The organism is Pseudomonas sp. ASL9 (assembly GCF_056680335.1).
This window is the reverse complement of the sequence record NZ_CM155277.1, coordinates 1456495-1483472: the sequence shown is the minus strand read 5'-3', so window position 1 is coordinate 1483472 and position 26978 is coordinate 1456495. Positions and strand designations below refer to the sequence as shown.

Below are 26978 nucleotides of genomic sequence, written 5' to 3'. Positions count from 1 at the left end.
GTCCATGGGCTTGCTCCTTGGAGCGCCCGGCCTTCTATCTATAGCCACAGAGACTAGTGTGCGGGCGAGAGGTCGACAAATACTAAATACTGAAAGCTGCGTTCGATTAAATAGATAGCCTGCGTCCCGTATGAGGTTGTTCGCGGGCGACGGTCAGAAAGGGGTCGACCAGGGCCGGCCTTGCCTTGCCTCGGCGCCATGCCAGGCCTACGTCCAGGGTCTGGCTGAGGTCGGCGAGGGGGCGCGCTTCGATGATGTCGCCTTCGAGCGACCAAGGTCGATAGGTCATGTCCGGCTGGATCGAAACCCCCAGTCCGGCTGCCACCAGGCTTCGCACTGCTTCAGTTGAGGCTGTGCGCAAGGTGATACGCGGTTGCAGACCTGCTTGCGACCACATGCGCTGGGCATTCATGTCCATTTCATCGACATTGAGCTGAATGAGCGGCTCGCGAGCAACGTCTGCCAGGTTGATGCTGTCGTGGTCCAGCAGTGGGTGCTGCGCCGGCAGCCAGACCCGGTGCGGCGAATGGGTCAGCACTTCGGTTTGCAGGGCGTGGCGATCTTCGAGGTTGGACAGAATCAACACCCCGACATCAATCTCGCCGCTGACCAGCAAATGCTCGATATACGGGCGCTCGTCTTCCATTACGCGGATGTCGACATTGGGATAAGCGCGTTGAAATCGGGTCAATAAATCTGCCAGATAATAGCCCGCCACCAGGCTGGTCACCCCCACAATCAACTGGCCTGCCACCTGATCGGTGCTTTGTTGCAGGCTGCGTTTGGCGTGATCTACCGTGGCCAGAATCAAGTGCGCCTGACGCAGGAACTGGTGGCCCTGGTGAGTCAGGCTCATGCCCTTGGCGTGGCGATTGAACAGGCTGACGCCAATTTCCTGTTCCAGTTGCTGGATCGCCAAGGTCAACGTGGACTGGGAGATATACACCGCCTGCGCGGCGGCCGAGATCGAGCCGGTTTCCGCGACAGCGATGAAGTGACGTATTTGGCGCAGCGTCATCATGGTTGTGGCGGTCCTGGTGGCGTGATCTTGATTGGTTTTTTAGATTTTTCAGAGTGTATATCTTTTTAATCGATAGCTGAGCGAGGGGCGCGGACCTGCGCGCTACGCAACCAAACGGGCTATGGCATGCATTTGGAGGCTTGCAGCTGCTGCAGTAACTCATTTGATGGCAATAGGCGTTCAGCTTCTTCTGATCGGCGTCAGCGAACAGCTGAAAGTGTCGGAAACATCCGTATTAGGTGTAGGGGGGCTGGGCTATACTCAGGCCGCTTTGGGCCGTCTGTCGGTCCACTTCTTGAACTCGGCAGGTGCTGCCGATGTTGAACTCCTGAGGGCTGACTGTGAAGAATTGGACGTTGCGTCAACGGATTCTGGCGAGTTTCGCTGTGATCATCGCCATTATGTTGTTGATGGTTGTCGTGTCGTATTCACGGCTGCTTTCAATTCAGTCCAGCGAGGAACAGGTCCGCACCGATGCGCTGCCGGGCCTTTATTACAGCACCATGGTCCGCAACGCGTGGGGTATTAGTTACGTGACCACCTTGCAGTTGCTCGGCGAAGGCGAAGGTCGGCCGCTCACAGCGGCTGAGCTGGAGCAGTTCAAGGGTGACGAAGCTGCCCTGGAGCACGAGTTGGGTAATTATGAGAAAACAATTTTTACCCCGGACGATCAAGCCCGCTTCGATGCCTTCAAAAAACAACATAAGGTTTATCAGAAAACACTTGCTGAAGTGCTCACCCTTTTTCAAGCCAATGATTTCGCCAAGGCTCGCAGCGTCTCCAGCCTGCAACTGTTTCCTGCCTGGAGTGACGGTCGCGATCTGATCAATACATTGATCCGCGAGAACAAGAAAGTAGCCGACCAGGCGACCGCTTCAATTGTCTCTGCGGTGGCGGGTGCGAAAGCCAGCATGGGTATTTCTCTGTTGATCGCAGTGATTGCTGCCGGGAGCTGCGGTTTGCTGTTGATGCGCGCGATCATGGCGCCCATGCAGCGCATCGTGCAGATTCTCGACATCATGCGCACCGGTGACCTGAGCAAGCGCCTGAACCTGGACCGCAAGGACGAGTTTGGCGCAGTCGAAACCGGCTTCAACGATATGATGGTCGAGCTGACCGGCCTGGTTTCACAGGCCCAGCGCTCATCAGTACAAGTCACCACCTCAGTGACCGAAATTGCTGCCACCTCCAAACAACAGCAGGCCACTGCCACCGAAACCGCAGCCACCACCACGGAAATCGGCGCGACCTCCCGGGAGATCGCGGCCACGTCCCGTGATTTGGTGCGCACCATGATAGAGGTCACCTCTGCGGCAGATCAGGCCTCGATCCTTGCTGGCTCCGGCCAGCAAGGCCTGGCGCGTATGGAAGAGACCATGCATCAGGTGATGGGGGCGGCCGATCTGGTCAACGCCAAGCTGGCGATCCTCAATGAGAAGGCCGGGAACATTAATCAGGTGGTGGTGACCATCGTCAAAGTGGCCGACCAGACCAACCTCTTGTCGCTCAACGCGGCCATCGAAGCGGAAAAAGCCGGTGAATACGGGCGCGGTTTTGCCGTGGTAGCGACCGAAGTACGGCGCTTGGCCGATCAGACTGCCGTGGCGACGTACGACATCGAACAGATGGTTCGTGAGATTCAGTCGGCGGTGTCCGCAGGCGTGATGGGTATGGACAAGTTCTCCGAAGAAGTCCGTCGTGGCATGTCCGAAGTGACCCAGGTCGGCGAACAACTTTCTCAGATCATCCATCAGGTGCAGGCCCTGGCGCCGCGCGTACTGATGGTCAATGAAGGCATGCAGGCGCAGGCCACCGGTGCCGAGCAGATCAATCAGGCGCTGGTGCAACTGGGTGATGCCAGCAGCCAGACTGTGGACTCGTTGCGCCAGGCCAGCTTCGCCATTGATGAGTTGAGTCAGGTGGCGGTGGGTTTGCGCAGTGGCGTCTCGCGTTTCAAAGTCTGAGACTGAGCGATGACCGAGTATTCAGCCAAGCGCGGCACTCCGGCGTTGCCGCAGAACAAGCTGTTTTTGTTGTTTCGCATCGGTGACCAGCGGTTTGCCCTGGAGGCGGTCGAAATAGCCGAAGTACTGCCGCGCCTGCAGCTCAAGCCCATCGCTCAGACGCCAAATTGGGTGGTCGGTGTGTTCGTGCATCGGGGCGTGGTGGTGCCGGTGATTGATATCAGCGCGCTTACCTTTGGCCATCCCGCACAGGCCCGGACCAGCACCCGTTTGGTGCTGGTTCACTATCGCCCGGAGGCTGACGGGACCAGCCAACTGCTCGGCCTGATCCTGGAGCAGGCCACTGACACCCTGCGTTGCCCGCCCGGCGAGTTCAAGGAATACGGTCTGGACAATCGACTGTCACCTTACCTTGGCCCTGTGCGCGAGGACGAACAGGGTTTGCTCCAATGGATTCGGGTGCAAGACTTGCTTAGCGCTCCGGTGCGTAAGCTGCTTTATCCTGCACACCCCTTGAGTGTCGAGCTGTCCGAGGATGCGCCATGAGTAGCGATGCGCGTTTCTTCGCCTTCCTCAAGGATCGTATTGGTCTGGACGTTGCCTCGGTCGGTGAAGCAATCATCGAGCGCGCCGTGCGCCAGCGCGGCACTGCATCTGGCGCGCAGGACAGCGACGGTTATTGGCAGTTGTTGCAGACGTCGGCCAGTGAGCTGCAAGCGCTGATCGAAGCGGTGATTGTTCCCGAGACCTGGTTTTTTCGTTACCCGGAATCGTTCGTGACCCTGGGCAAGCTGGCGCTGACGCGACTGGCTGAACTCATGGGCTCGCGGCCGCTGCGTATTCTCAGCCTGCCCTGTTCTACAGGCGAAGAACCGTACTCCATTGCCATGGCCTTGTTCGACGCCGGCATTGCCCCGCAGCAGTTTCAGGTCGATGCCATCGATATCAGCCCCTTGTCCATCGAACGGGCAAAGCGGGCGATTTACGGCAAGAACTCGTTTCGCGGCGAGCAAATAGCCTTTCGCGACAGGCATTTCAGCGCCGAGGCCGATGGCTATTTACTCAATGAACGGGTGCAAAATCAGGTCAACTTTCAGGTGGGTAACCTGCTCGATCCGATGCTGTTGGCGGCGACACCCGCCTATGACTTCGTGTTCTGCCGCAACCTGTTGATCTATTTCGATCTGGCGACCCAGCAGCGTGTTTTCGAAGTGCTCAAGTGCATGACTCGCGAAGAGGGCGTGCTGTTTATCGGCCCGGCCGAAGGCAGTCTGCTGGCGCGTTTGGGCATGCGCTCGATTGGCATCGCGCAGTCGTTTGCCTTTAGCCGACACACGGCCCCCGCCGACGTGTTGCCAGCGGTCTTTATAACCCCGTCGCTGGCAAACTTTGCGTCCCCGACCTTTGCGCGGCCGCTGGCTGATTTTCCGCTGCGGGCAAAACCCCGACCGTTTGCGCCAGCCCCGTTGTCCAATACCAACGCCAGAGCGATCTCCACGGTTGTCGTGGGTCTCAATAATGACGCCACTGGCCTGCTGGCAAACATCGCCAGTCTCGCCAATGAGGGCAAAAGCGCCGAAGCCCGTGCCGCCTGCGAGCGCTACCTTAACGTGTATGAGCCTGTGGCTCAGGTGTTTTATTGGCTGGGATTGCTCAGCGATCTCGATGGCCAGGCAGGTGAAGCGCAGGTTTTTTATCGCAAGGCGTTGTATCTGCAGCCGCAGCATCCCGAGGCGTTGGCGCAGTTGGCGGCCCTGCTTGCTTCTCAAGGCGATACCGCCGGTGCCCGACGTTTGCAGGAGCGGGCTGCCCGTGGTCTGAGCAAAGAAGGAAGTAATCGATGAGTGGCTCGCTGAGTGAACTGAGCGTGACCCAGCTGGATGCCCACGCAATCGACGATTGCTGGAACCGTATCGGTATCCACGGCGAGCGCTCTTGCCCGTTGCTTGCCGAACATATTCATTGCCGCAACTGCTCGGTGTATTCCGCAGCGGCCATGCGTCTGCTGGATCGCTATTCCCTGGCCCAGGAGCATCGGGTACAGGGCCGTACCAGCGAGGCGTATAGCGAGGTCAAAACCCGCTCGATCCTGGTATTTCGCCTGGGTGAAGAATGGCTCGGGTTGCCCACCCGCTGCCTGGTCGAAGTGGCGCCGCTGCAGGCCATTCACTCTCTGCCCCATCAGCGCTCGCGAGCGTTGCTTGGCGTCGCCAACGTGCGTGGTGCGCTGGTGGCCTGCCTGTCGCTGGTCGAGTTGCTGGGCCTGGACAGCGCACCCGCCGCGCCTCAATCGGCACGGATCATGCCGCGCATGCTGATCGTTGCCGCACACGGTGGCCCGGTCGTGGTACCGGTGGACGAGGTCGACGGGATTCATGCCATGGACGAACTCGCGCTGGATTCGGCGTCCAGCTCGGGTCATCACACCAATGCCAGGTTCACCCGCGGTGTCATGCGGTGGAAGGCGCGCAGTTTGCGTCTGCTTGATGAAGATCAACTGCTGTCAGCGGTGACCCGGAGCCTCACATGACGCCAGAACAGATGCGCGATGCTTCGCTATTTGAGTTGTTTGCCCTGGAAGCCGAAGCGCAAACCCAGGTGCTCAGTGCCGGTCTGTTGGCGCTGGAGCGCAACCCCACGCAAGCCGATCACCTGGAAGCCTGCATGCGCGCCGCCCACTCGCTCAAGGGCGCGGCGCGGATTGTCGGTATCGATGCCGGGGTCAGCGTGGCCCATGTGATGGAAGATTGTCTGGTCAGTGCTCAGGAATCCCGCTTGCACCTGCGGGCCGAGCATATTGATGCCTTGCTGCTCGGCACCGATTTGCTGATGCGTATCGCCACCCCTGATAGCGCGGGCGTCAGCCCGGCGGATATCGACGCGTACGTGGTGCAAATGAACCTGCTGCTGACGCCGGTCGCAGCCACCGGCCGTTCGGTGCTGGCGCCCTCTACGCAGACGTCTCTTGAATCACTTCTGTCTATGCCAGAAATGACAACTGCCGATTTATTGGCCGAAGCATTACGTCTTGACGCACCGGAGCCAGAGACCGGTCTTGAGCCTGTTTCTACCTCTGTAACGCTTGATGCACCACGTCGAAATCAGCGGATCACCGAAGGCGGCGAGCGCGTATTGCGGGTGACTGCCGAGCGCCTGAACAGCCTACTCGACTTGTCGAGTAAGTCGCTGGTCGAAACTCAGCGGATCAAGCCGTATCTGGCGACGATGCAGCGGCTCAAACGTCTGCAAAGTAACAGCGGTCGCACCCTCGACAGCCTGGAAGTGAACCTCAAGGAGTCCGGTGCAAGCGTCGAGATCCTCGAGACGCTCGAGCAGGCACGGGGGTTGCTGTCGGAAGCCCAGGCGATGCTGATCCAGCAGACCACGGCACTGGACGAGTTCGGTTGGCACGCCAGTCAGCGTGCGCAGTTGTTGTACGACACCGCATTGGCCTGCCGGATGCGCCCCTTCGCCGACGTACTGGTCGGTCAGGAGCGCATGGTCCGCGATCTGGGGCGTGAGTTGGGCAAGCGTGTGCGCCTGGAAATCGAAGGCGAAAAAACCCAGGTCGATCGCGATGTGCTGGAAAAGCTCGAAGCGCCGTTGACCCATTTGCTACGCAACGCAGTGGATCATGGCATCGAACCTCCAGAGCAGCGGCTGCTGGCAGGCAAGCCTGCCGAAGGGCTGATCCGGCTCAGGGCGTCCCATCAGGCCGGCCTGTTGGTGGTGGAAATCAGCGACGACGGCGCGGGTGTGGATCTCGACCGTTTGCGTCATAGCATCGTCAAACGCCAGTTGTCGCCAGCCGAGACCGCTGAGCAATTGAGTGAAGACGAGCTGCTGAGCTTTTTGTTTCTGCCAGGATTCAGTCTGCGTGACAAGGTCACCGAAGTGTCCGGGCGCGGCGTCGGCCTGGACGCGGTGCAGCATATGGTCCGTCAACTTCGCGGGGCGATCGACGTCGAACAGGGCACAGGGCAGGGCAGTCGTTTTCACCTTGAAGTACCACTGACCCTGTCGGTGGTACGCAGCCTGGTGGTCGACGTCGGAGGCGAGGCCTACGCGTTCCCCTTGGCGCATATCGAGCGCATGCGTGACTTGCGAGCCGACGAAATCGTGCAGCTTGAAGGTCGTCAGCATTTTTGGCACGAAGAGCGCCATGTCGGCCTGGTAGCGGCCAGTCAGTTGCTCCAGCGCCCGCAAAACCAGGCTGTCGGCGACGTGCTCAAGGTTGTGGTGATTCGTGAGCGTGAAGCGGTGTATGGGGTGGCGGTCGAGCGCTTTATCGGTGAGCGCACCCTGGTGGTGTTGCCTCTCGACCCACGCCTGGGCAAAGTCCAGGATATTTCGGCTGGCGCCTTGCTCGACGACGGTTCGGCGGTATTGATCATCGATGTGGAAGATATGCTGCGGTCGGTGGAAAAACTTCTCAATACCGGACGTCTGGAACGCATTGACGGGGGTATTCGGCAAGCCGACGCCGTAGCGCGCAAGCGGGTCTTGGTGGTCGATGACTCATTGACGGTGCGGGAGCTGCAACGCAAGTTGCTGGTCAATCGCGGCTACGAAGTCGCCGTTGCGGTGGATGGAATGGACGGCTGGAATGCCTTGCGTGCCGAAGACTTCGACTTGCTGATCACCGATATCGATATGCCGCGCATGGACGGTATCGAACTGGTCACCCTGGTGCGTCGTGACAGCCGTCTGCAGTCGCTGCCAGTGATGGTGGTGTCATACAAGGACCGTGAGGAAGACCGCCGTCGTGGTCTGGATGCTGGCGCGGATTATTACTTGGCTAAAGCCAGCTTCCATGACGATGCGTTGCTCGATGCCGTGATGGAGTTGATAGGAGGTGCGCAAGGATGAAGATCGCCATCGTCAACGATATGCCCCTGGCCGTGGAGGCTCTGCGCCGGGCCATTGCCTTTGAACCCGCGCATCAGGTGGTCTGGGTCGCGGCCAACGGCGCCGAGGCTGTCGAGCGCTGTGCGCAACTGACGCCGGACCTGATCCTGATGGACCTGATCATGCCGGTCATGGACGGCGTCGAAGCGACTCGACAGATCATGGCGGCTACACCCTGCGCCATCGTCATCGTTACCGTGGACCGGCAGCAGAATGTCCATCGGGTGTTCGAAGCCATGGGGTATGGCGCGCTGGATGTGGTCGATACGCCTGCGTTGGGCTCAGGAAATCCTAAGGATGCAGCGGCCCCGTTATTGCGCAAGATCCTCAATATTGACTGGTTGATCGGTCAGCGCGACAGCCGCGTACGCACGGTCGCCACGCCGTTGCGTCAGAGCGTACAACGTCAGGGCCTTGTGGCCATCGGCTCGTCCGCGGGTGGCCCGGCAGCGTTGGAAACACTCCTCAAAGGCCTGCCCGCGTCGTTTCCTGCCGCTATCGTGCTGGTACAGCATGTGGATCAGGTTTTCGCCGCAGGTATGGCTGAATGGCTGACCAGCGCCTCAGGTTTACCTGTGCGCCTGGCACGCGACGGCGAGCCTCCACAAAGGGGTACGGTCTTACTGGCGGGGACCAATCACCATATTCGCTTGTTGAAAAACGGTACTCTGGCGTACACCGCCGAGCCCGTAAACGAAATTTATCGGCCCTCGATCGACGTCTTTTTCGAGAGTGTGGCCAGCTATTGGAGTGGAGACGCGGTGGGTGTGTTGCTGACGGGGATGGGGCGCGATGGTGCCCAAGGGCTTAAATTAATGCGTCAGCAAGGGTTTCTGACCATCGCACAGGATCAGCACAGCAGCGCGGTGTACGGCATGCCCAAGGCCGCCGCTGCCATTGATGCTGCCGTCGAAATTCGGCCGCTGGACAAGATTGCGCCCAGACTGATGGAGGTGTTCGCCCAATGACTTTTCAGGTGAGTTCACGTCCAGCCAGAGAGCAGGAACCCCGGTATGTATGATTTGCAAATGGACGGTTTCAAGAAAACCGACGAAAACTCAGCGATGGTGCTGCTGGTCGACGATCAGGCGATGATTGGTGAAGCGGTGCGCCGTGGTCTGGCCAACGAAGACAATATCGATTTTCACTTTTGCGCTGATCCGCATCAGGCGATTGCCCAGGCCATTCTGATCAAGCCGACGGTGATTTTGCAGGATCTGGTGATGCCGGGCCTCGACGGTCTGACCCTGGTTCGCGAATACCGCAATAACCCGCTGACCCGCGATATTCCGATCATCGTGCTCTCGACCAAGGAGGAGCCGCTGATCAAAAGTGCGGCCTTCGCGGCCGGGGCCAACGACTATTTGGTCAAGCTGCCGGACACTATCGAGTTGGTGGCGCGTATTCGTTACCACTCACGCTCGTACATGACCCTGTTGCAGCGTGACGAAGCCTACCGGGCGTTGCGCGTCAGCCAGCAGCAGTTGCTCGACACCAATCTGGTGTTGCAGCGCTTGATGAACTCTGACGGCTTGACTGGCCTGTCCAATCGTCGGCACTTCGACGAATACCTGGAACTGGAATGGCGTCGGGCACTGCGTGAACAAAGCCAGATCTCGTTGTTGATGATCGACGTGGACTACTTCAAGGCCTACAACGATAACTTCGGCCATCTGGAAGGTGACGAAGCGCTGCGCCAGGTCGCCACCGCGATTCGCGAGAGTAGCAGTCGTTCTTCCGACCTGCCCGCGCGTTACGGCGGTGAAGAGTTCGCCCTGGTGTTGCCCAATACCTCGCCGGGCGGCGCACGGCTACTGGCGGAGAAGCTGCGCCAGACCGTGGCTGGCCTCAACATTGCACACATTGCCCCCGCGCCGGGTGCTCGCCTGACCATCAGCATCGGCCTGGCCACCTTGACTCCGCAACCGGGTTCCAGCAGTCGCCAATTGATCATGGAAGCCGACAAAGGTTTGTATTCCGCCAAGCACAACGGACGCAATCAGGTGGTGGTGGGGGTGAGTTAATGGGCGTGCTATGGGCTCCATCGCGGAGTCCTGAGTTAAATAATCATTACACTCAAAAGTCGCTGAATTAGCGGCCGCGTCTAGCCGCCCGTGCAATGTCAGGCGAAAGAGCGCCAATCTCAGCATGTCAGGTGTTTTTTCATGCCTGTTGTTATGTGTTGTTGACTGTGGGGTTTTCCGTCAGAGCCCCCCTGTCAATATTCGGAAAAATCCCACCATAAGTACTGCCTGGCTCCGACAGGCTGCTCTCATCTATTCATTCAAACTGCGCATTCCCTTTCGCTGGCGCCTACCTGGGCCTTGGCCCACTCGGCCGACAAGGAGCGCCCATGACCACCTCCCGCCGCAAAGACCCAAACCTGGCCGCTGCCGCCGAATCCAAAAGTGACATCCTCGGTTACGGCATGTGCCCGCTGCGTCAACCCAAGGTGCAACTGCTGCCCTTGCGCTATGGCCTGGTGGAACACGCTGACCCGGCTGGCGAATTGAAGCTGCCCTATACCCTCAAAAGCCAGCCGCTGGGGGTGCGTCTGTTGCGAGATGGCTGGCTCTATATCATCGACAGCGGCACCGGCCATCTTCACGAATACAAGACAGCTGATGGCGTGGTCAGCGCGCTGCTCTGGCAAGGCACCGAGGTCGCCACCGACCAGCGTGGCGAGCAAAGTACGCAGCCCACGCTGGTGTTCGCCAGAAGCAGCACCTTGCAGGTGGCTTACGCCGAGGTGCAGTGGACCGCCGCCAAGTGTAACCGGATGCTGAAAAGTGCTGAGGAGCGTGCGCATTTCATGCAGTCCATTCCGCTGGCTAACGTGAACTGTGAAACGGGTGGCAAGGACTTGCTCACCCTGCAACAGACGGAGCGCTGGTTGGCTGAATTGGCCGAAGATGACGTGCCACGGCCTGATGCAACCGTGCCTGAACAAGAGCGTGCCCCGTATCTGTGGGAACGCCCCAAGCGCTTCCGTGAGGCGCACGTGGGTGAGTTGCTGACACGCGTCCTGCCGCAGTATCAACACGACACGCTGTGCCTGTTGGTTCAGGACGATATCGGCGTACTGACGGATCTGGCCAACTATCAAGACGTCGTGGTTGGCTGGATCGACGCCTGGGCCAACGGCGGTCAACAAAAAGGCGCCAACGAGCGCGACTACCTGCTGGCTTGTTACATCGAATCGCTGACGCTGCTCAATGAAAGCAATTTGACCGGTCTGGCCGAAGCCAGCGACGACCCGGCCATCAAAGCCATGCTCGAAGCGCTGGAAAACCTGCCGCAACCCCAGCGCAGCCACACCGGTCGGGCATTGCTCGATCACTTGAACAAGAGCGGTCAGGCCGTTTCCAGGCGCCAGGGCGAACCACCCGAGGATCTGGCGGTGCTGCGCCAGCAGGCGCTGGAGGAGTTTCGTCAGGCGGTCGGTTTTTGGGGCGCAGTCGGCAATGGGCCCGCCCGAGAAGGGATCATTCAGGACGCCGACTGGCGCTATTACACGCGCCAACATATGCGCTCGGCACCTGACGATTTTGTGGAGCGTCACCTCAACGCGCTGCTCAAGGTGGGTAAACAACAGAACCAACGCATTGAGGACATCCTCAGCGGTGCCAAAATGGGGCAGCGCGGCGTCGACGAGCTGATTGATCGCGCCGCCATGGACCAGGCGCTGGCCGAGCATCGGGCAGGATTGATGCGCTGGAATGCGCTGCTCGACTTGATCACCGCCGACCGCGTGGCCCTGATCACCGCCGACCGTTTCCATCGCGCCGCCTGGTATTTCGACGCACACCAGGCCGAACAGCAGATGGCGGCCTTCAGCGCCGAATATGCCTGCTTGAAAGACATCTGCCGCAGCGACACCGCCAGCCAGACTATCCTTGATTGGCTGGAGGACAAGCCACAGTTCAGCCTGCCGCTGTTCCACACCTTGACGTTGAGTGAGCAAACCCAGCTGGCAACCCAGTACGCAGCGCTGTTCAACGCGGGTTATGCGCTGCTCAATAACCTGCCGCACTGGATCAGTGTGTCTCGCGACATCGGACAGGGAAAAATCCCGGCCCTCGATGAGCTGCCTCACAACGTCCGTGTGGTGGCCGAAGGTGCTCGAGACACCTTGGCCCCCGCCCTGCGCCTCGGCATGGAGCGCATGCAAACCGAATTCAGCCGGGCCATGCAGCGCGAGCAGATGCCGAACATGGACGAGCTGTTCCGAAACCTGCCCAAGGCATTGTCAGCACGGATCATCGAGGCGGCGAAGACCGAAGGCGTGACCTTTACCTTTGCCACACCGGACGAACAAGGCGCCTTGCAACGGGACCTCAAGGAGGTTCTTGAACAACGTCGATACCTCAAGGAGCTTGATCGTGAGCGAAACGAAATCATGCGTCACTGGAGCCACAAAGAGCCGCGTGCGCAAGAGCTGCAGGTGGAAATACACCGGGTTCGCTGGGTACTGAGCTCGCTTGAGGCGCGCTTGGCTCACGCCATCAGCCCTATCGCCGAACTGCCCGATGAATCCCTCAGGCTCTTTGGCGCCAAGCAGGGCAGGGCGGGGGTGACGTTATTGTTCCCGCCTGCACAACAACAGGAAATCGGACGATTGATGGGGAATGTGCGTCAGGGGATGAGTGCCGCGCCGAAGTTAAATGTGTTGGGGGATGGGGTTGGGTTATTGGTGTTTGTGGCGCAGGTGGTGAATTTGGTGGTGGTGTTCAAAGAGACATTATCAACCCCGCGGCATAGGCAAGAGTGGACTGCGTTCGCTAATGCAGGGGCGGCAACCGCCGCTGCTGGCTTTACTGTCGTTCGAGGCATCACTGACACGGCATTGACTGCACGGGCTGCCACTCTAATGCAGGTATTTAACCAACACGCGTTGAACAGTGTGCATGTGCAGTTGGGAAAGCTACATATTGGGTTAGGGGGATTGGGTTCTGCGGCCGGGATTATTACCTCAATCGCTAGCCTCAATGCACACCACACCAATTGGCAGCAGGCCGTGCTTAGCGGAAACCATGAACTTCAAAACAGCGCAACGCTGGCCATGGTGGGTGCGGGCGGACAGCTTGCCAGTCATTCCTATGATTTGGGAAATGTGTTGTATTCAGCCTACAAAGTTTTGTTAGCGCCGGATCGTGCGGCGCGAGCTGCTGCGTGGGCCGCATCCGGAGCACGGTTTTCCTCGGTATTCTTTCGCGTCAACCTGGCCGGTGCGATGTTTACTCTGCTGGAACTGGGCGGCACCTGGCTCTATAACCGCTACAACACTTCTCCCCATGATCAGTGGTTGGAAAGCACCCCATGGAGCCTGGATGATGACAAGCGCAAAGCGTTAAGCCTTGGCGATTACCAGCGGAAACTGACGGGCCTGTTGCAGGCGCCGCAGGTTCAGGTCGGTCGCAAGTTCCACGGCGATTGGTGGCAAGACATGCTACTCCAGGCCAAACCGGGCAGGATCCATTTGATCCTGCCCGGTCTGAGCCTCGCCAACCTGCAAGAGCCACTGATGGGCAAGCCCTCTCACCAGTTGAGTCTCGGCGCCTACCGCGTCATCAGAGCCCAATGGGAGCGCGGTTTCGATCGAGATCAGTGGGCAATCGTCAGTGATGATGTGGTCAGTAGCCTGCGCGTGGTCCAGTCCGCGCCGCTGATTCTTGGGCTGGACTACCCGGATGAGCGCGAACGGCCCTCGACCGTGGTTCGGGCGGCCTTGATCCTGGCAGTTGCTGTACAAACCTATGATTCCGAAGGTGAGGCGCATAGCCAGCGCTATCACCTGCGGCTGGACCCCAAAGGCGAGGGGATCTTTCCTGTGGCGCCCTTTTAACCACCGTACCGAGAGGCCGAATTGCTGATGATCGACCCGCTGACGCTGGACGGGGCTCATGAGTAAGACTCCTGAAATAATCCTGCCGGAGCCGCAACTTCAACAGCCCAAACAGGCGGGTGATGTAGACCCGTTTCCCAGTGGACGCGTTACTTACCTAGCCCCATTGCCATTGCCCACACAATTACCGCCTTATTGCCCTTATGTCGGTGAACTGAATGATGTCTATATGGACTTAGGGTTAGGTTCGCCACAGGTTTTTTCTTGGCAAGTCACCCTCGGTTTGCCGCTCAATTGCTTCGTCTTGATTGCTTTACTAGTGCCATTTGTTGGCGGTGTATTGGGAGTGATTTTTGGATATGGTCTGGATGATGTAACGGGTGCCGTCACGGGTATTTTCCTTGCAAGTTACAAGGGTGCTATTTGGTTGGGCCTTTTTGTTTTTGCCGTGGCTATCCTCATCTGGTTCTACGTTCACAACAAATACGAGGACATCATTCCCACCCGCTTCAACCGCCAACGCCGCGAAGTGTGCTTCGTTCCCCGCGCCGAAACCGAGGCGTTGATCGTGCGTTGGGAGTCCTTGACGGCCTGGGTGATTCAGGCTCAAGGCGCCAATCAATATGGCGTGCAGCGTCAATACAGCATGGGGTTGGGCTTTTACCATGAGCCCAGCGACGAACGTTTTACAGTCGAATTCGTTTGCGGCGGCTTACCGCTCGCCATCAGCCATTGGGAAGCCATCCGGGCCTACATGGAATACGAAGTCCACAGCCTCAAAGACATCACCGACCCGCTGGACCTGCAAGGCCTCGGCGATCCACCTCACGAAGGCCTGCACACCTTCCGCAACGCCCGCGCTCGCCTGCATCAGCAAATTAATGACAAGGAGCGCGGCTGGATTTACGGCTTTTTCTGGTACCTGTTCCACATCATGACCTTCTGGACCTTGCCCCATCGCCTGACCGAATGGGAGGTCGGTCGAGTCAAACGCATGGCCCGCCAAGCCTTGCCTGAATCTATGCGCACATGGTCCGAACCACTGCGCAAAGACCAATGGGCCAAACCCAGCGTCGAGCTATTGCGCATGAGCGCTCAGGTAAAAACGCTGCACAAACGCAACCCGCAACGCACCATCACGGAGATTTTTGCCGAGGTTTACCGTGTCGAGAAGGAAGGGAAGCGCAGCGCAGCGCATGAAGCTACCCATGTCCCTGACCACAACAGGAACCAGCCGGCACCTGATTCTCGGCACCCAAAAGAGGCTTGAACTCGAACGGAACAACGGGCGCAATGAGGTAGTGAGGGGAGGGTGTAGCGCAGAAACTCCCGTAAGGCCTGCCTAACGGACTGCCTTAGCTGTCTGCGGTGAGTTATACTCGTCGGCTTTCAAAAGTTCGCCTACGAGTGCTGCCCACCATGGAAATCAACCCGATCCTAAACAGCATCAAGGACCTGTCCGAGCGTTCTGAAACCATTCGGGGGTATCTTTGACTACGATCAAAAGCATGAGCGTCTGACTGAAGTCAATCGCGAGCTTGAAGATCCTGCTGTCTGGAACAACCCCGAGTATGCACAGAACCTGGGCCGCGAGCGTTCCTTGCTGGCACAGATCGTCGACACGCTGGACGAAATGTCCTCAGGCCTGGTCGACGCCAAAGACCTGTTGTTGATGTCCGCCGAAGAAGAAGATCAAGCCGCTGTGGATGACGTGTCCGCCGAAGTCGAGCGCCTGCGCGAGTCGCTGGAGAAGCTGGAATTCCGCCGGATGTTCAGCGGCGAGATGGACGCCAACAACGCTTATCTGGATATCCAGGCCGGCTCCGGCGGTACGGAGGCTCAGGACTGGGCCAACATCCTGCTGCGCATGTACCTGCGCTGGGCGGATAAACGCGGTTTCGACGCCACTATCATGGAACTGTCCGCTGGCGAAGTCGCCGGGATCAAGGGCGCGACTATCCACATCAAGGGTGAATACGCCTTTGGCTGGCTGCGCACCGAAATCGGCGTGCACCGTCTGGTGCGTAAAAGCCCATTCGACTCTGGCAACCGTCGTCACACCTCGTTCTCGGCCGTGTTCGTGTCGCCGGAAATCGATGACAACATCGAAATCGACATCAACCCGTCGGACCTGCGAATCGACACCTACCGCTCCTCCGGTGCCGGTGGTCAGCACGTTAACACCACCGACTCGGCGGTACGGATTACGCACATACCGTCCAACACCGTGGTCTGCTGCCAGAACGAACGTTCCCAGCACGCGAACAAAGACACCGCGATGAAAATGTTGCGGGCACGCTTGTACGAGCAGGAAGTGCAGAAGCGCAACGCTGCTTCGCAGGCCCTGGAAGACACCAAGTCGGATATCGGCTGGGGTCATCAGATTCGCTCGTATGTGCTCGACCAGTCGCGTATCAAGGATTTGCGCACCAATATCGAGCGAAGCGACTGCGTCAACGTGCTCGACGGCGATATCGATGAGTACCTTGTGGCCAGCCTCAAACAAGGGCTGTAATCCCAAGCCCTGATAAAGCAGCCCCGATTCAAGTCCCTCGTCCTGATGGCGAGGGCAACGAACCTGCGATGGAAAATTTAAAGACATGAGCGACCAACAACTCGACCCGCAAGACCTGCAACAGGAAGAAAACAGCCTGATCGCTCTGCGCAAGGAAAAACTTGCTGCCGAGCGCGCCAAGGGCCAGGCCTTCCCCAACGACTTCCGCCGCGACAGCTACTGCAATGATTTGCAGAAGCAGTATGTCGACAAGACCAAGGAAGAGCTGTTGGCTGCAGCGATTCCGGTCAAGGTCGCGGGTCGCCTCATGCTCAACCGTGGCTCGTTCATGGTGATCCAGGACATGACCGGTCGTATCCAGGTCTACGTCAACCGCAAGACACTGACCGAAGAAACCCTGGCTGCGGTCAAAACCTGGGACCTCGGTGACATCATCGCTGCCGAAGGCACCCTGGCGCGTTCCGGCAAGGGCGACCTGTACGTTGAAATGACCACCGTGCGCCTGCTGACCAAGTCCCTGCGCCCGCTGCCGGATAAGCACCATGGCCTGACCGATACAGAAACCCGCTATCGTCAGCGCTACGTCGACCTGATCGTCAACGAAGAAGTACGCCACACGTTCCGTGTTCGCTCGCAAGTCATCGCGCACATTCGCGCCTTCTTCATGCAACGCGATTTCCTTGAAGTGGAAACGCCGATGTTGCAGACCATCCCTGGTGGTGCCGCAGCCAAGCCTTTCGAGACGCACCACAATGCACTCGACCTGGACATGTTCCTGCGCATCGCGCCAGAGCTGTTCCTCAAGCGTCTGGTGGTAGGCGGTTTCGAGCGTGTGTTCGAGATCAACCGCAACTTCCGCAACGAAGGCGTTTCGACTCGGCACAACCCTGAGTTCACCATGCTTGAGTTCTATCAGGCCTACGCTGATTACGAAGACAACATGGACCTCACCGAGGAGTTGTTCCGCGAGCTGGCACAGCTGGTTCTGAACAGCACCGACGTGCCTTATCAAGGCAAAGTGTTCCATTTCGGCGAACCGTTCCAGCGCATTTCCGTGTTCGCGTCGATCCTCAAGTACAACCCGGACATCACTGCGGCCGATCTTGAAGACATCGACAAGGCGCGTGCTATCGCCAAGAAAGCCGGTGCTGCCGTTAAAGGCTTCGAAGGTCTGGGCAAGTTGCAGACCATGATTTTCGAAGAACTGGTCGAACACCAACTGGAGCAGCCGACCTTCATCACCGAATACCCGTTCGAAGTGTCGCCATTGGCACGTCGCAACAACAACAACCCGAACGTTACCGACCGCTTCGAGCTGTTCATCGGTGGCCGCGAAATTGCCAACGCCTACTCCGAGTTGAACGATGCGGAAGACCAGGCCGAGCGCTTCCAGGCTCAGGTTCGCGACAAGGACTCAGGTGACGATGAGGCCATGCATTACGATGCTGACTTCGTGCGTGCACTGGAATACGGCATGCCGCCAACGGCCGGTGAAGGTATCGGCATCGACCGGCTGGTGATGCTGCTCACCGATGCACCGTCGATTCGCGACGTGATCCTGTTCCCGCACATGCGCCCACAAGCGTAAAAATGTGAAGAAGCCGCCTCGCAAGGGCGGCTTTTTTATACCTGTCAGGCAAACCGCATGTGCCTCCACAGACTAAACAATCCTGTGGGAGCAGGCTCGCCTGCGAAGAGGCCAGTCGAGACAACAACCATTCAAAAGGAAAACCTGTCGTGAACCGTGTGATCGCTCAAAAGGGTGCTGCTGGCGTTGCCACAGCGGTAGCGCAGAGTGTTCAGTATCAAGGCCGCAAAGCCAGCCGACAGGGCAGTGAACAGCGTCGGCAGGATATCCTTGACGCGGTCATGCGCATCGTCGTCCGTGATGGCGTACGGGCCGTGCGCCATCGTGCGGTGGCCACCGAAGCCAGTGTGCCGCTGTCAGCCACCACCTATTACTTCAAAGACATTGATGACTTGCTCACCGATGCCTTCGCCCAATACGTCGAACGCAGCGCGGCTTACATGGCCAAGCTGTGGGAAAACACCGAAGTGATCCTGCGCGAAATGGTCGCTCGCAGCGATGGTAGCCCCGGCGCCCGAGCCCGGCTGGCCGATGAAATCGCGCATATGACCATGGAGTACGTGCGTCGCCAATTGATGACGCGCCGTGAGCAACTGATTGCCGAACATGCCTTCCATCATGAGGCCTTGCTCAACCCACGGCTGGCACGATTGGTGAGTGCGCATCAGCAGATCTTGCTGCAAGGTACCTGTCAGTTTTTTCAGGTAATGGGTTCTTCACAGCCGCAACAGGATGCTCAAGTGTTGACGGGGATTATCAGCCGGATGGAATATCAAGGCCTGCTCGACGGCCCGCAGCCCCACGCAGACGAAGAAATGCTCGGTATCCTAACCCGCCACCTGCACCTGGTGTTGGGGACCACGACACCCGTTTGCGAGTGAATATGCGTATTTTCAGGAGAGCCCAATGAAAGCATGGCGTGCGGTCGTCGCCTTGTCGTTCGTATTACTGAGCGGCTGTCTGGTGACGTTCAAGGATCCGATTCCCGCCAACGACGCGGCACCCAAAGCCATGCTCGGCACATGGACCAGCAAAAATGCCTGGGGTGAAGCGCTCGAGCTTGAAGTCACGCGCACGGCTGCCCACCAGTACAAGGCTGTCAGCTACCGCAAGGGTGACCGAAAACACCGCGACGAGTACCCGTTTACCGTGTCTCGGCATGGCAGTCGCTGGTATCTGTCGGCGAGCTTGCCGCACAAATACGGGGATAATTTTGTCATGGCTGGCTTTGAGTTGACCGAAAGTCACGAACTGGTTGTCTACAACCTTGATGTCGATCGGATCGATCAGTTGATCGAGCAGAAAACCCTGGCTGGCGAGACGCTGGAAACCGAGAAGGGTAACGGTGTGCTTATCACCAGTCCTCTCGATCAGGTGTTTGCCTATCTAGATGATCCGGCCAACTCCGATGTTTTTCTCGAGGTGGCGCGGTATCAGCGCTTGCCCAAGTAGGGCGACACGGCTAACCAATCAAGGAGTTCAGGGTGGACGATTACCAGCAGACTATTCGAGCCTTGTCGGACCGCATTGTCGTGGCTCAGACACCGATTCGTGTCCTCGATGCGGTGAAGTGGGACGAGAGTATTCGCCATGGCTTCCTCGACGCCAAGGGCAAGAAGATGCCCGTTGTGGACCGCGCTTACTACGAGAGTCGGCCGCTGACTTTCGACTCCAACGCAGTGAAGCTGGAATTCCAGAACATCGAGCGTGACATTACCCGCCAGTTGGGCCAGTTCAACCCGGTCGGGCAGATCATGCGGCGCATGTGCAAGGAGTACCGGATGGTCATCCGTATGCTTGAAGCGCGGGGGACGGCGGATTTTGGCCTGATCTCCCAAGAGCTTTATGGCGCTGCGTCCGATGCCTTCCATGCGGGCGACCCGACCCTGGCCGACCTGGGCCTGATGCTTTCCGATTACCTGAACAACATCGCCGGGCGCGGGGACCTCAAGGACGAGCCGAAAATGCTCACCGCCAAAGATGCGGTGAATATGCTGCAAACCCGGTTGAACAAGGTATTTGGTGAAGCGGAAGAGACCATCCGTGTGTTCGAGTCCGACGGCATCGTCGCCGACGCGGCGGCAGGTGCCGACTACATCAAGATTCGCACGGATGCGATGTTCAACGAGCGCGACGTGCGGGCGCTGGAGGTGCACGAAGGGCTGGTGCATGTCGGCACGACCCTCAATGGCCAGAATCAGCCGATCTGCACCTTCCTGTCCAAGGGGCCGCCGTCGTCCACCGTGACCCAGGAAGGCCTGGCGATTCTAATGGAAGTGATCGCGTTTGCCTCGTATCCAAGCCGCTTGCGCAAGCTGACCAATCGTACTCGCGCCATCCACATGGCCGAAGAGGGCGCTGATTTCTTGCAGGTTTTCGAGTTCTATCGTGAGCAAGGCTTCGGAATGTCCGAAAGCTACGGCAACGCGAGTCGCGTATTCCGTGGTTCGGTGCCCGATGGTCTGCCATTCACTAAAGACTTGTCCTACCTCAAGGGCTTTATCATGGTTTACAACTACATTCAGTTGGCCGTGCGCAAAGGCAAGCTTGAGCAGATACCGTTGTTGTTCTGTGGCAAAACTACCCTGGAAGACATGCGCACCTTGCGTCAGTTGGTCGATGAAGGGCTGGTGGTGCCACCGAAATACCTGCCCGAACAGTTCCGTGACATGAATGCGCTGTCCGCATGGATGTGCTTTTCCAACTTCCTCAACCATTTGAGCCTGGACCGGATCGAAGCGGATTATTCGAATATCTTGTAGGCCCAGTTCGCAGGCAAGCCTGCTCCCACAGAATCACGCAATCTTCTGTGCAGGCTGTGTGAAAGCCCTTTTGATCTGCCCGGGCGTTAAAAAATGGAGCAGGGGTTTCCACACAGTCTGCACAGGATCAAGTAATCCTCTGTGGGAGCAGGCTTGCCTGCGAAGAATTCACCGCTGATTGGAAGGGAAAGCATCTTTGAAGATTTTCGGCGCGCTGGCCCTGATGTTGATCCTCACCGGTTGCAGCTCGCTGCTGTTTTACCCGGAGCCAGGCCTGCCGTTCACCCCCGAGAAAGCTCATCTGGCCTATCGTGATGTGACCCTGACGGCTGCCGATGGCACCCAATTGCATGGCTGGTGGTTGCTGGCCAAGGCTGGGGTCCCGGTCAAGGGCACGGTGCTGCACTTGCATGGCAATGGCGGCAACCTGGCCTGGCATCTGGGTGGCAGTTGGTGGTTGCCGGAGCAGGGTTATCAGGTGCTGTTGCTGGACTACCGCGGTTATGGCCTGTCGCAAGGCGAGCCTAGCCTGCCGGCGATCTATCAGGATGTCGACGCTGCGTTCGCCTGGCTCGATAAAGCACCCGAGGTCCAGGGCAAGCCCATGGTGGTTCTCGGGCAAAGTCTCGGTGGTGCGATAGCGGTGCATTATCTGGCCGAGCATCCGCAACAGCGCGCCCGGATCAAGGCGTTGGTACTTGACGGAACGCCGGCCAGCTACCGCGATGTCGCCCGGTATACCCTCAGTACGTCGTGGTTGACCTGGCCGTTGCAGACGCCGCTGTCGTGGCTGATTCCGGACGCGGACAGCGCGATCAAGGGCCTGCCAAATCTGGCCGGAACGCCGATGCTGATTTTCCAGAGCCTGGATGATTCGCTGGTGCCTCTTTCCAACGGCATCAGTCTGTATCAAGCTGCGCCCCCTCCGCGAGTGCTGCAATTGACGCGTGGCGGGCATGTGCAGACATTCTCCGACCCTACCTGGCGTCAGGTGATGCTGCGCTACCTTGAGGATCCACAGCATTTCAATGGCCTGCGACGTTTGGCCGAAGTGCCGAATTACCCTAGTGTCCCGGCTGCGCAGCCGGCACAACAGCATTCAGAAGTTGAACATTCAGAGAGTCCGCAATGAGCGAAGAACGTAACGCAATCCCCCTGATTATCACCGGTATCTGCAGCATCCTCGGCACCGTCGGCATCCTCTGGTACTACGGCTACCTGCATTTCGCCAAGCCTGAGGACGCGCTGTTGCTCAACCAGTTTACGATGCTCATGGCGCCTGCCGGTGAGGAATACAAGATTGCTCTTGAACCTGCCGTCGAAGTGGCGCAGTGCATCGACGGCGTTCTGGTGCTGTTCAATACCGAGCAGAAAGACCTCAGCGGTGTGCTGGTCAACGACAAGAAACAAGCCGTGCGTTGCGCCGGCGAAGAGACGCCGCAGCAATTGCAGCCGTAACGCTACCGTCCAAAACGGCCCGTACAGATCGAGGTTTACCTCAGTATCTGGCCTAAATCACCAAAAGCCCCGCTTGCTGAATGAACGCAGACGGGGTTTTTTTGGGTGTGGCAGTCGATTATTGCATCGAAGAACGCGGCGCTACAGGCTGGTTATCGTTGGAGATGGTGACTTCTACGCGACGATTCTGGGCACGGCCCGAGTTGCTGGTGTTATCGGCGACCGGGTACTCCTTGCCATAACCCTGGGCCACGATGCGCTCAGGACCCACCCCCATCTTCACCAGTGCCATCCGTACTGAATTGGCACGGCGCTCGGACAACGACTGGTTGTACGAGGCCGAACCGCTGCTGTCGGTGTAGCCTTCGATAATCACTTTGCGATCCGGGCTTTCCTGGAGGAACTGGGCAAGCTTGTTGACGTTGACCAGACCGCCTGGTTTCAAATCAGCCTTGTTCAGATCGAATAGCACGTCGCCGAATGTCACCAAGGTTCCGCGTTCGGTCTGTTTCGCGTTCAGGCTGGCTTGCAGTTGCTTGATCTGTGCGTCACGCGCATCCAGGCGAGCCTGCGCACGTTGACCGGCAGCGTCTTTGAGCTCGGCTTCAGCCGTGCGCAGGTTAATCGTTTGCTTGGCCACTTCGATGCGCTGATTGGTCAGGTAAGCCAGTTGATCGACCATCTTCTGGTCTTCCTTGCTCTGGTAGGCCTTGTTGGCTTTGTCCAGCCAATCGCTGGCGTCTTTAGTTTCCAGCGCAGCCACTTTGTTGGCTTGCGGATTGGCTTGCAGGCCCGAGAAGTTGGTCCGTGCTTGTTCAAGATTCACATTAGGCTGTGAAGAACAGGCTGCCAGGCCAACGCTCAGCGCGAGTAGGGCAGGGATCATCAATTGTTTACGCATAATATTTTCGTCCTTTAAATCAATTGCGAAGCACGCGATTACGAATGCACTAGGGATTGGGCGAGGCCGCGCTTATTGCGAGGTACGCACGCTGTCCTCACGTATTTCATCAACGCCTTGACGGGCATCCTTCACCGCTCGCTCGGCTTTAGCCGCCTGAGCCGTGCGTTCGGCTACGCGGGCGTCCCATTCAGCCTGTTCGGCCAGACGTTTGGCTTCGTCATATTTTTTGTCGTGCATGGCCATTTCAGCTTGCTTGAGTTTGTCCTGCGCCGACTTCATTTCAACGGCGGCAAACTCGGTGCCGCCAGCGCTTACGGCGCTGTTCACGGCCGATTGAGTCACCGCGTACTGCTCGGTCGGTGGACGGCCAGCACAGCCGGCCAGTACCAGGCTGCTACCAAGGGCCAACGCAGCAAGTTTCAATCCGCGCAGTGTGCTAAACGAGGTTTTGGCAGTACTGATCTTCATGGTGTTCAACTCCATTGGGTAACTCCTCAGAAGGCTTGGTTTTCCATGGCAGTCATGTACCTGGCGCGGGTGAGACAACAGGGTCTACGCCAGCGACTATCAGGGCTTTTCCTGTAATGGCTATAGGCTGTGACCTGTCGGTTTTTTGAATAGTTCAGTCAGGTTTTCAAATGGCTGACTGTTTTGGATCCATTCTGCGGAGGCTCTGGCGTGTGGTTTTTGGGGCGTGCACGCGCATGCCTGCTGCAAAAAGCAGCCGGGCATACGGGATCAGGAAAGACCGGGAGCGACGTTGTAATCAGTGTTTTTGCGTGTCAGCCTGTTCGGTCAGATCATGCAGATAACGCCGCGACAGGGCGAGGAAACGTGGGGTTGGGCCGATATCTTCGTAGAGTGGATCGCCCTCTTCATCGGTGGCCACGACATGGTTGCCTTTGACATACGGGAAGCTGGTTTCGAGCTCCTCGAGTGCAGCACCAATCAGTTCGCCTAGCAGTTCTTCGGGAAGACGTTTGGGGTACATCTCGGAAATGGCGGCCAGGCGTGCGGCCGATTCGACGTCCAAATGAATCGCATAGCCGGTTTTGGTCAGGCGTCCCTTGGCATTCTGTTCCCAGTGTTTGGCGAGTTCACGGATTTTCATATGGACCTCAGGGTTATTAGCCCGCTCATGGCGAGTGCAATCGGGGTAGCAAGCCGTTGTGGGGCTTATCGTTGAGATTAGCCCCATCTCCGTAGAATGTAAGCTACAGAGCAACGGCAAACGGTTGCGTGCTTGTCAGAACTTGCCGCGCTGTGCACTCTTGGTAGATCAGATTTTTGCGCGCTTGTTCAGTCGGGTTTCTTTTATGGCTGAGCGGGCACCGGTCCAGAAACGCTGGAGAAAAGGGCTTATGACCGATATCGATGTACGTTTGCGTGAGGACGTTCACCTGCTGGGTGAGCTGTTGGGCAATACCATTCGTGAGCAACATGGGGCCGAATTTCTCGACAAGATCGAGCGCATTCGCAAGGCTGCCAAAGCGGGGCGCCGTGATTCGGCGGCGGGCACCGAGCAGTTGAGTTCAAGTCTGGACGAACTGAGTGAAGACGAGCTTCTGCCGGTGGCTCGGGCGTTCAACCAGTTTTTGAACCTGGCCAATATCGCTGAGCAGTACCAGCTCATCCGCCGTCGCGAAGATCCCAGGCCCAAGCCCTTTGAGTCCCGTGTATTGCCTGAATTGCTTGAGCGTCTGAAAAGCGCTGGCCACAGCCCCGAGGCCTTGGCCCGACAGTTGGGCAAGCTGGAAATCGAACTGGTGTTGACCGCTCACCCCACCGAAGTGGCGCGGCGCACCCTGATTCAAAAGTACGACGCCATCGCCGCACAGCTGGCTGCGCTGGACCATCGCGATTTGAATGCCGCTGAGCGCGAACAAATTACTGTGCGCTTGCAACGACTGATCGCCGAAGCCTGGTACACCGAAGAAATCCGCCGCACACGCCCGACGCCAATCGATGAGGCGAAATGGGGCTTTGCCGTGATTGAGCATTCGTTGTGGCACGCGATCCCCAGCTACCTGCGCAAGGCTGATCACGCCTTGCATGCCGCGACCGGGTTGCACTTGCCGCTAGAGGCTGCGCCGATCCGCTTTGCCTCATGGATGGGCGGGGACCGGGATGGCAACCCGAATGTCACCGCTGCGGTCACCCGTGAGGTTTTGTTGTTAGCGCGTTGGATGGCCGCTGACCTTTACCTGCGTGATATCGAACAACTGGCCTCCGAGCTCTCCATGCAACAGGCCAGCGCCGAGTTGCGTGCAGCGGCGGGTGACAGCGCCGAACCCTACCGAACGGTGCTCAAACAACTGCGTGACCGCCTCCGAGCGACCCGCAATTGGGCGCAGTCTTCGTTGGCGGTCACGCAACCGGCGCCCGATAGCGTTTTGCAAAACAACCGTGACCTGCTGGGGCCGCTGCAACTGTGTTTTCAGTCGCTGCATGAATGCGGCATGGGCGTGATCGCGGACGGTCCATTGCTGGACAGCCTGCGGCGCGCAGTCACGTTTGGTCTGTTTCTGGTACGTCTGGATGTACGCCAGGACGCCAGCCGCCACAGCGCGGCAATGACCGAAATCACCGATTATCTGGGCTTGGGTCGTTATGAGGAATGGGATGAAGAAACCCGCATCGCTTTCCTCCTGCGTGAGCTGAACAATCGCCGGCCTTTGTTGCCGAGTCACTTCAAACCGGCAGCCGATACCGCCGAAGTCCTTGCCACCTGCCGGGAAGTGGCGGCGGCACCCGCCGCGTCGTTGGGCTCTTACGTGATCTCGATGGCGGGCTCGGCCTCCGACGTGTTGGCGGTTCAACTGCTGCTCAAAGAGGCTGGGCTGCAACGGCCAATGCGCGTGGCGCCCTTGTTCGAAACCCTGGCCGACCTGGATAACGCCGGCCCGGCGATCGAGCAGTTGCTCAGTCTGCCGGGTTATCGCTCGCGCCTGCAGGGCCCGCAGGAAGTGATGATCGGGTATTCCGACTCGGCCAAAGATGCTGGCACCACGGCGGCAGCCTGGGCGCAGTACCGGGCGCAGGAAAAACTGGTGGAAATCTGTCGCGAGCAGCAAGTTGAATTGCTGTTGTTCCATGGTCGCGGCGGTACTGTCGGGCGCGGTGGCGGTCCTGCGCATGCGGCGATTCTGTCGCAGCCGCCGGGATCGGTGGCTGGGCGTTTCCGTACCACCGAGCAGGGCGAGATGATTCGCTTCAAGTTTGGTTTGCCGGACATCGCCGAGCAAAATCTCAATCTGTACCTGGCTGCGGTGCTCGAAGCGACCTTGCAACCACCGCCCATGCCGGAACCGGCGTGGCGGCAGATGATGGATCACTTGTCGGCTGATGGTGTCAGCGCTTACCGCGCGGTGGTGCGCGAGAATCCGGAGTTTGTTGAGTATTTCCGCCAGGCAACGCCGGAGCAGGAGTTGGGTCGTTTGCCGTTGGGCAGCCGTCCAGCCAAGCGTCGCGCAGGTGGCGTGGAAAGTCTGCGTGCGATCCCATGGATCTTCGCCTGGACCCAGACGCGTCTGATGCTGCCCGCCTGGCTTGGCTGGGAAGCGGCGCTGGGCAAGGCGCTGGAGCGCGGCGAGAGCGACCTGTTGGCGCAGATGCGTGAGCAGTGGCCGTTTTTCCGTACCCGCATCGATATGCTGGAGATGGTCCTGGCCAAGGCCGACAGCGATATTGCCCGAATGTATGACGAGCGGTTGGTGGAGCCTCGTCTGCAACATTTGGGTGCGCATTTACGCGACTTATTGTCGCAGGCATGCACTGTGGTTCTGGGGCTGACGGGCCAGTCTCAACTGCTGGCCCATAGCCCGGAGACGCTGGAGTTCATCAGTCTGCGCAATACGTACCTGGACCCGCTGCATTTGCTTCAAGCCGAACTTCTGGCTCGCTCGCGCAAACGTGAGGCGACTTTGGAGAGCCCCCTGGAACAAGCGCTACTGGTGTCTGTGGCGGGCATCGCTGCAGGATTACGCAACACGGGTTGAGGGTGTCGGGCGCTG

General features: G+C 58.6%; 21 protein-coding genes. 17 read left to right on the top strand and 4 right to left on the bottom strand.

Annotated features, from left to right (window positions below):
* Positions 1-106: 106 nt before the first annotated feature.
* Entirely contained in the window at positions 107-1021 is a 915-nt protein-coding gene (locus AC1ME2_RS06910; RefSeq protein ID WP_480440040.1) for a LysR family transcriptional regulator, read from the bottom strand.
* A 341-nt stretch (positions 1022-1362) separates the two neighbouring features.
* Here AC1ME2_RS06910 and AC1ME2_RS06905 point away from each other — a divergent pair, with 341 nt between their 5' ends.
* The 16 genes from AC1ME2_RS06905 (at position 1363) to AC1ME2_RS06830 (ending at position 22061) form a co-directional block, all read left to right on the top strand.
* Entirely contained in the window at positions 1363-2985 is a 1623-nt protein-coding gene (locus tag AC1ME2_RS06905; RefSeq protein ID WP_480440039.1) for a methyl-accepting chemotaxis protein, read from the top strand.
* A 9-nt stretch (positions 2986-2994) separates the two neighbouring features.
* Positions 2995-3531, top strand: a complete 537-nt coding sequence (locus AC1ME2_RS06900; protein WP_480440038.1) for a chemotaxis protein CheW — start codon at positions 2995-2997, stop codon at positions 3529-3531.
* Positions 3528-4829: a CheR family methyltransferase gene (locus AC1ME2_RS06895; RefSeq protein WP_480440037.1), complete on the top strand. Its 1302-nt coding sequence runs from the start codon at positions 3528-3530 to the stop codon at positions 4827-4829. Before AC1ME2_RS06900 ends, AC1ME2_RS06895 begins: the two co-directional genes overlap by 4 nt.
* Positions 4826-5515 carry a chemotaxis protein CheW gene (locus AC1ME2_RS06890; protein WP_480440036.1) on the top strand — a complete coding sequence of 230 codons (690 nt, stop codon included), beginning with the start codon at positions 4826-4828 and terminating at the stop codon, positions 5513-5515. The genes AC1ME2_RS06895 and AC1ME2_RS06890 overlap by 4 nt, the downstream gene beginning before the upstream one ends.
* Positions 5512-7854 (top strand): response regulator, encoded by a 2343-nt coding sequence (locus tag AC1ME2_RS06885; RefSeq protein ID WP_480440035.1) that lies wholly within the window; start codon positions 5512-5514, stop codon positions 7852-7854. The genes AC1ME2_RS06890 and AC1ME2_RS06885 overlap by 4 nt, the downstream gene beginning before the upstream one ends.
* Entirely contained in the window at positions 7851-8861 is a 1011-nt protein-coding gene (cheB, locus tag AC1ME2_RS06880; RefSeq protein ID WP_480440034.1) for a chemotaxis-specific protein-glutamate methyltransferase CheB, read from the top strand. The genes AC1ME2_RS06885 and cheB overlap by 4 nt, the downstream gene beginning before the upstream one ends.
* A gap of 45 nt (positions 8862-8906) precedes the next feature.
* The gene (locus AC1ME2_RS06875) at positions 8907-9917 is read left to right on the top strand and encodes a diguanylate cyclase (protein WP_480440033.1); all 1011 of its coding nucleotides are present in this window, start codon (positions 8907-8909) and stop codon (positions 9915-9917) included.
* 329 nt (positions 9918-10246) lie between these two features.
* Positions 10247-13738 (top strand): toxin VasX, encoded by a 3492-nt coding sequence (locus AC1ME2_RS06870; RefSeq protein WP_480440032.1) that lies wholly within the window; start codon positions 10247-10249, stop codon positions 13736-13738.
* A gap of 58 nt (positions 13739-13796) precedes the next feature.
* Positions 13797-15008, top strand: coding sequence for a hypothetical protein (locus AC1ME2_RS06865; protein WP_480440031.1), 1212 nt, complete (start codon positions 13797-13799; stop codon positions 15006-15008).
* Positions 15009-15157: 149 nt separating this feature from the next.
* Positions 15158-16253 (top strand): peptide chain release factor 2 gene (prfB, locus tag AC1ME2_RS06860; protein WP_480440030.1). Its coding sequence is split into 2 segments (ribosomal slippage): positions 15158-15229 and positions 15231-16253, totalling 1095 coding nucleotides; the frame shifts between segments, so codons are not numbered across the junction.
* An 85-nt stretch (positions 16254-16338) separates the two neighbouring features.
* Entirely contained in the window at positions 16339-17841 is a 1503-nt protein-coding gene (gene lysS, locus AC1ME2_RS06855) for a lysine--tRNA ligase (RefSeq protein ID WP_480440029.1), read from the top strand.
* 149 nt (positions 17842-17990) lie between these two features.
* The gene (locus AC1ME2_RS06850; RefSeq protein WP_480440028.1) at positions 17991-18722 is read left to right on the top strand and encodes a TetR/AcrR family transcriptional regulator; all 732 of its coding nucleotides are present in this window, start codon (positions 17991-17993) and stop codon (positions 18720-18722) included.
* Between the two features lie 25 nt (positions 18723-18747).
* Positions 18748-19293 carry a hypothetical protein gene (locus tag AC1ME2_RS06845; RefSeq protein WP_480440027.1) on the top strand — a complete coding sequence of 182 codons (546 nt, stop codon included), beginning with the start codon at positions 18748-18750 and terminating at the stop codon, positions 19291-19293.
* Positions 19294-19325: 32 nt separating this feature from the next.
* Positions 19326-20603, top strand: coding sequence for a flavohemoglobin expression-modulating QEGLA motif protein (locus AC1ME2_RS06840; RefSeq protein WP_480440026.1), 1278 nt, complete (start codon positions 19326-19328; stop codon positions 20601-20603).
* 223 nt (positions 20604-20826) lie between these two features.
* Entirely contained in the window at positions 20827-21735 is a 909-nt protein-coding gene (locus tag AC1ME2_RS06835; RefSeq protein WP_480442031.1) for an alpha/beta hydrolase, read from the top strand.
* Positions 21732-22061 (top strand): PA3694 family proteiin, encoded by a 330-nt coding sequence (locus AC1ME2_RS06830; protein ID WP_480440025.1) that lies wholly within the window; start codon positions 21732-21734, stop codon positions 22059-22061. The genes AC1ME2_RS06835 and AC1ME2_RS06830 overlap by 4 nt, the downstream gene beginning before the upstream one ends.
* Positions 22062-22179: 118 nt before the next feature.
* Here the strand turns inward: AC1ME2_RS06830 and lptF are convergent, their stop codons facing one another.
* The 3 genes from lptF to AC1ME2_RS06815 all read right to left on the bottom strand — a co-directional run bounded on the left by lptF (position 22180) and on the right by AC1ME2_RS06815 (position 24076).
* Positions 22180-22962 carry a lipotoxin F family OmpA-related lipoprotein LptF gene (gene lptF / locus AC1ME2_RS06825; RefSeq protein ID WP_480440024.1) on the bottom strand — a complete coding sequence of 261 codons (783 nt, stop codon included), beginning with the start codon at positions 22960-22962 and terminating at the stop codon, positions 22180-22182.
* A 72-nt stretch (positions 22963-23034) separates the two neighbouring features.
* Positions 23035-23433 (bottom strand): DUF4398 domain-containing protein, encoded by a 399-nt coding sequence (locus tag AC1ME2_RS06820; protein ID WP_480440023.1) that lies wholly within the window; start codon positions 23431-23433, stop codon positions 23035-23037.
* 298 nt (positions 23434-23731) lie between these two features.
* Positions 23732-24076 (bottom strand): pilin assembly protein, encoded by a 345-nt coding sequence (locus tag AC1ME2_RS06815; protein WP_480440022.1) that lies wholly within the window; start codon positions 24074-24076, stop codon positions 23732-23734.
* Between the two features lie 250 nt (positions 24077-24326).
* Here AC1ME2_RS06815 and ppc point away from each other — a divergent pair, with 250 nt between their 5' ends.
* Positions 24327-26963 (top strand): phosphoenolpyruvate carboxylase, encoded by a 2637-nt coding sequence (gene ppc, locus AC1ME2_RS06810; RefSeq protein ID WP_480440021.1) that lies wholly within the window; start codon positions 24327-24329, stop codon positions 26961-26963.
* Positions 26964-26978 lie beyond the last annotated feature (15 nt).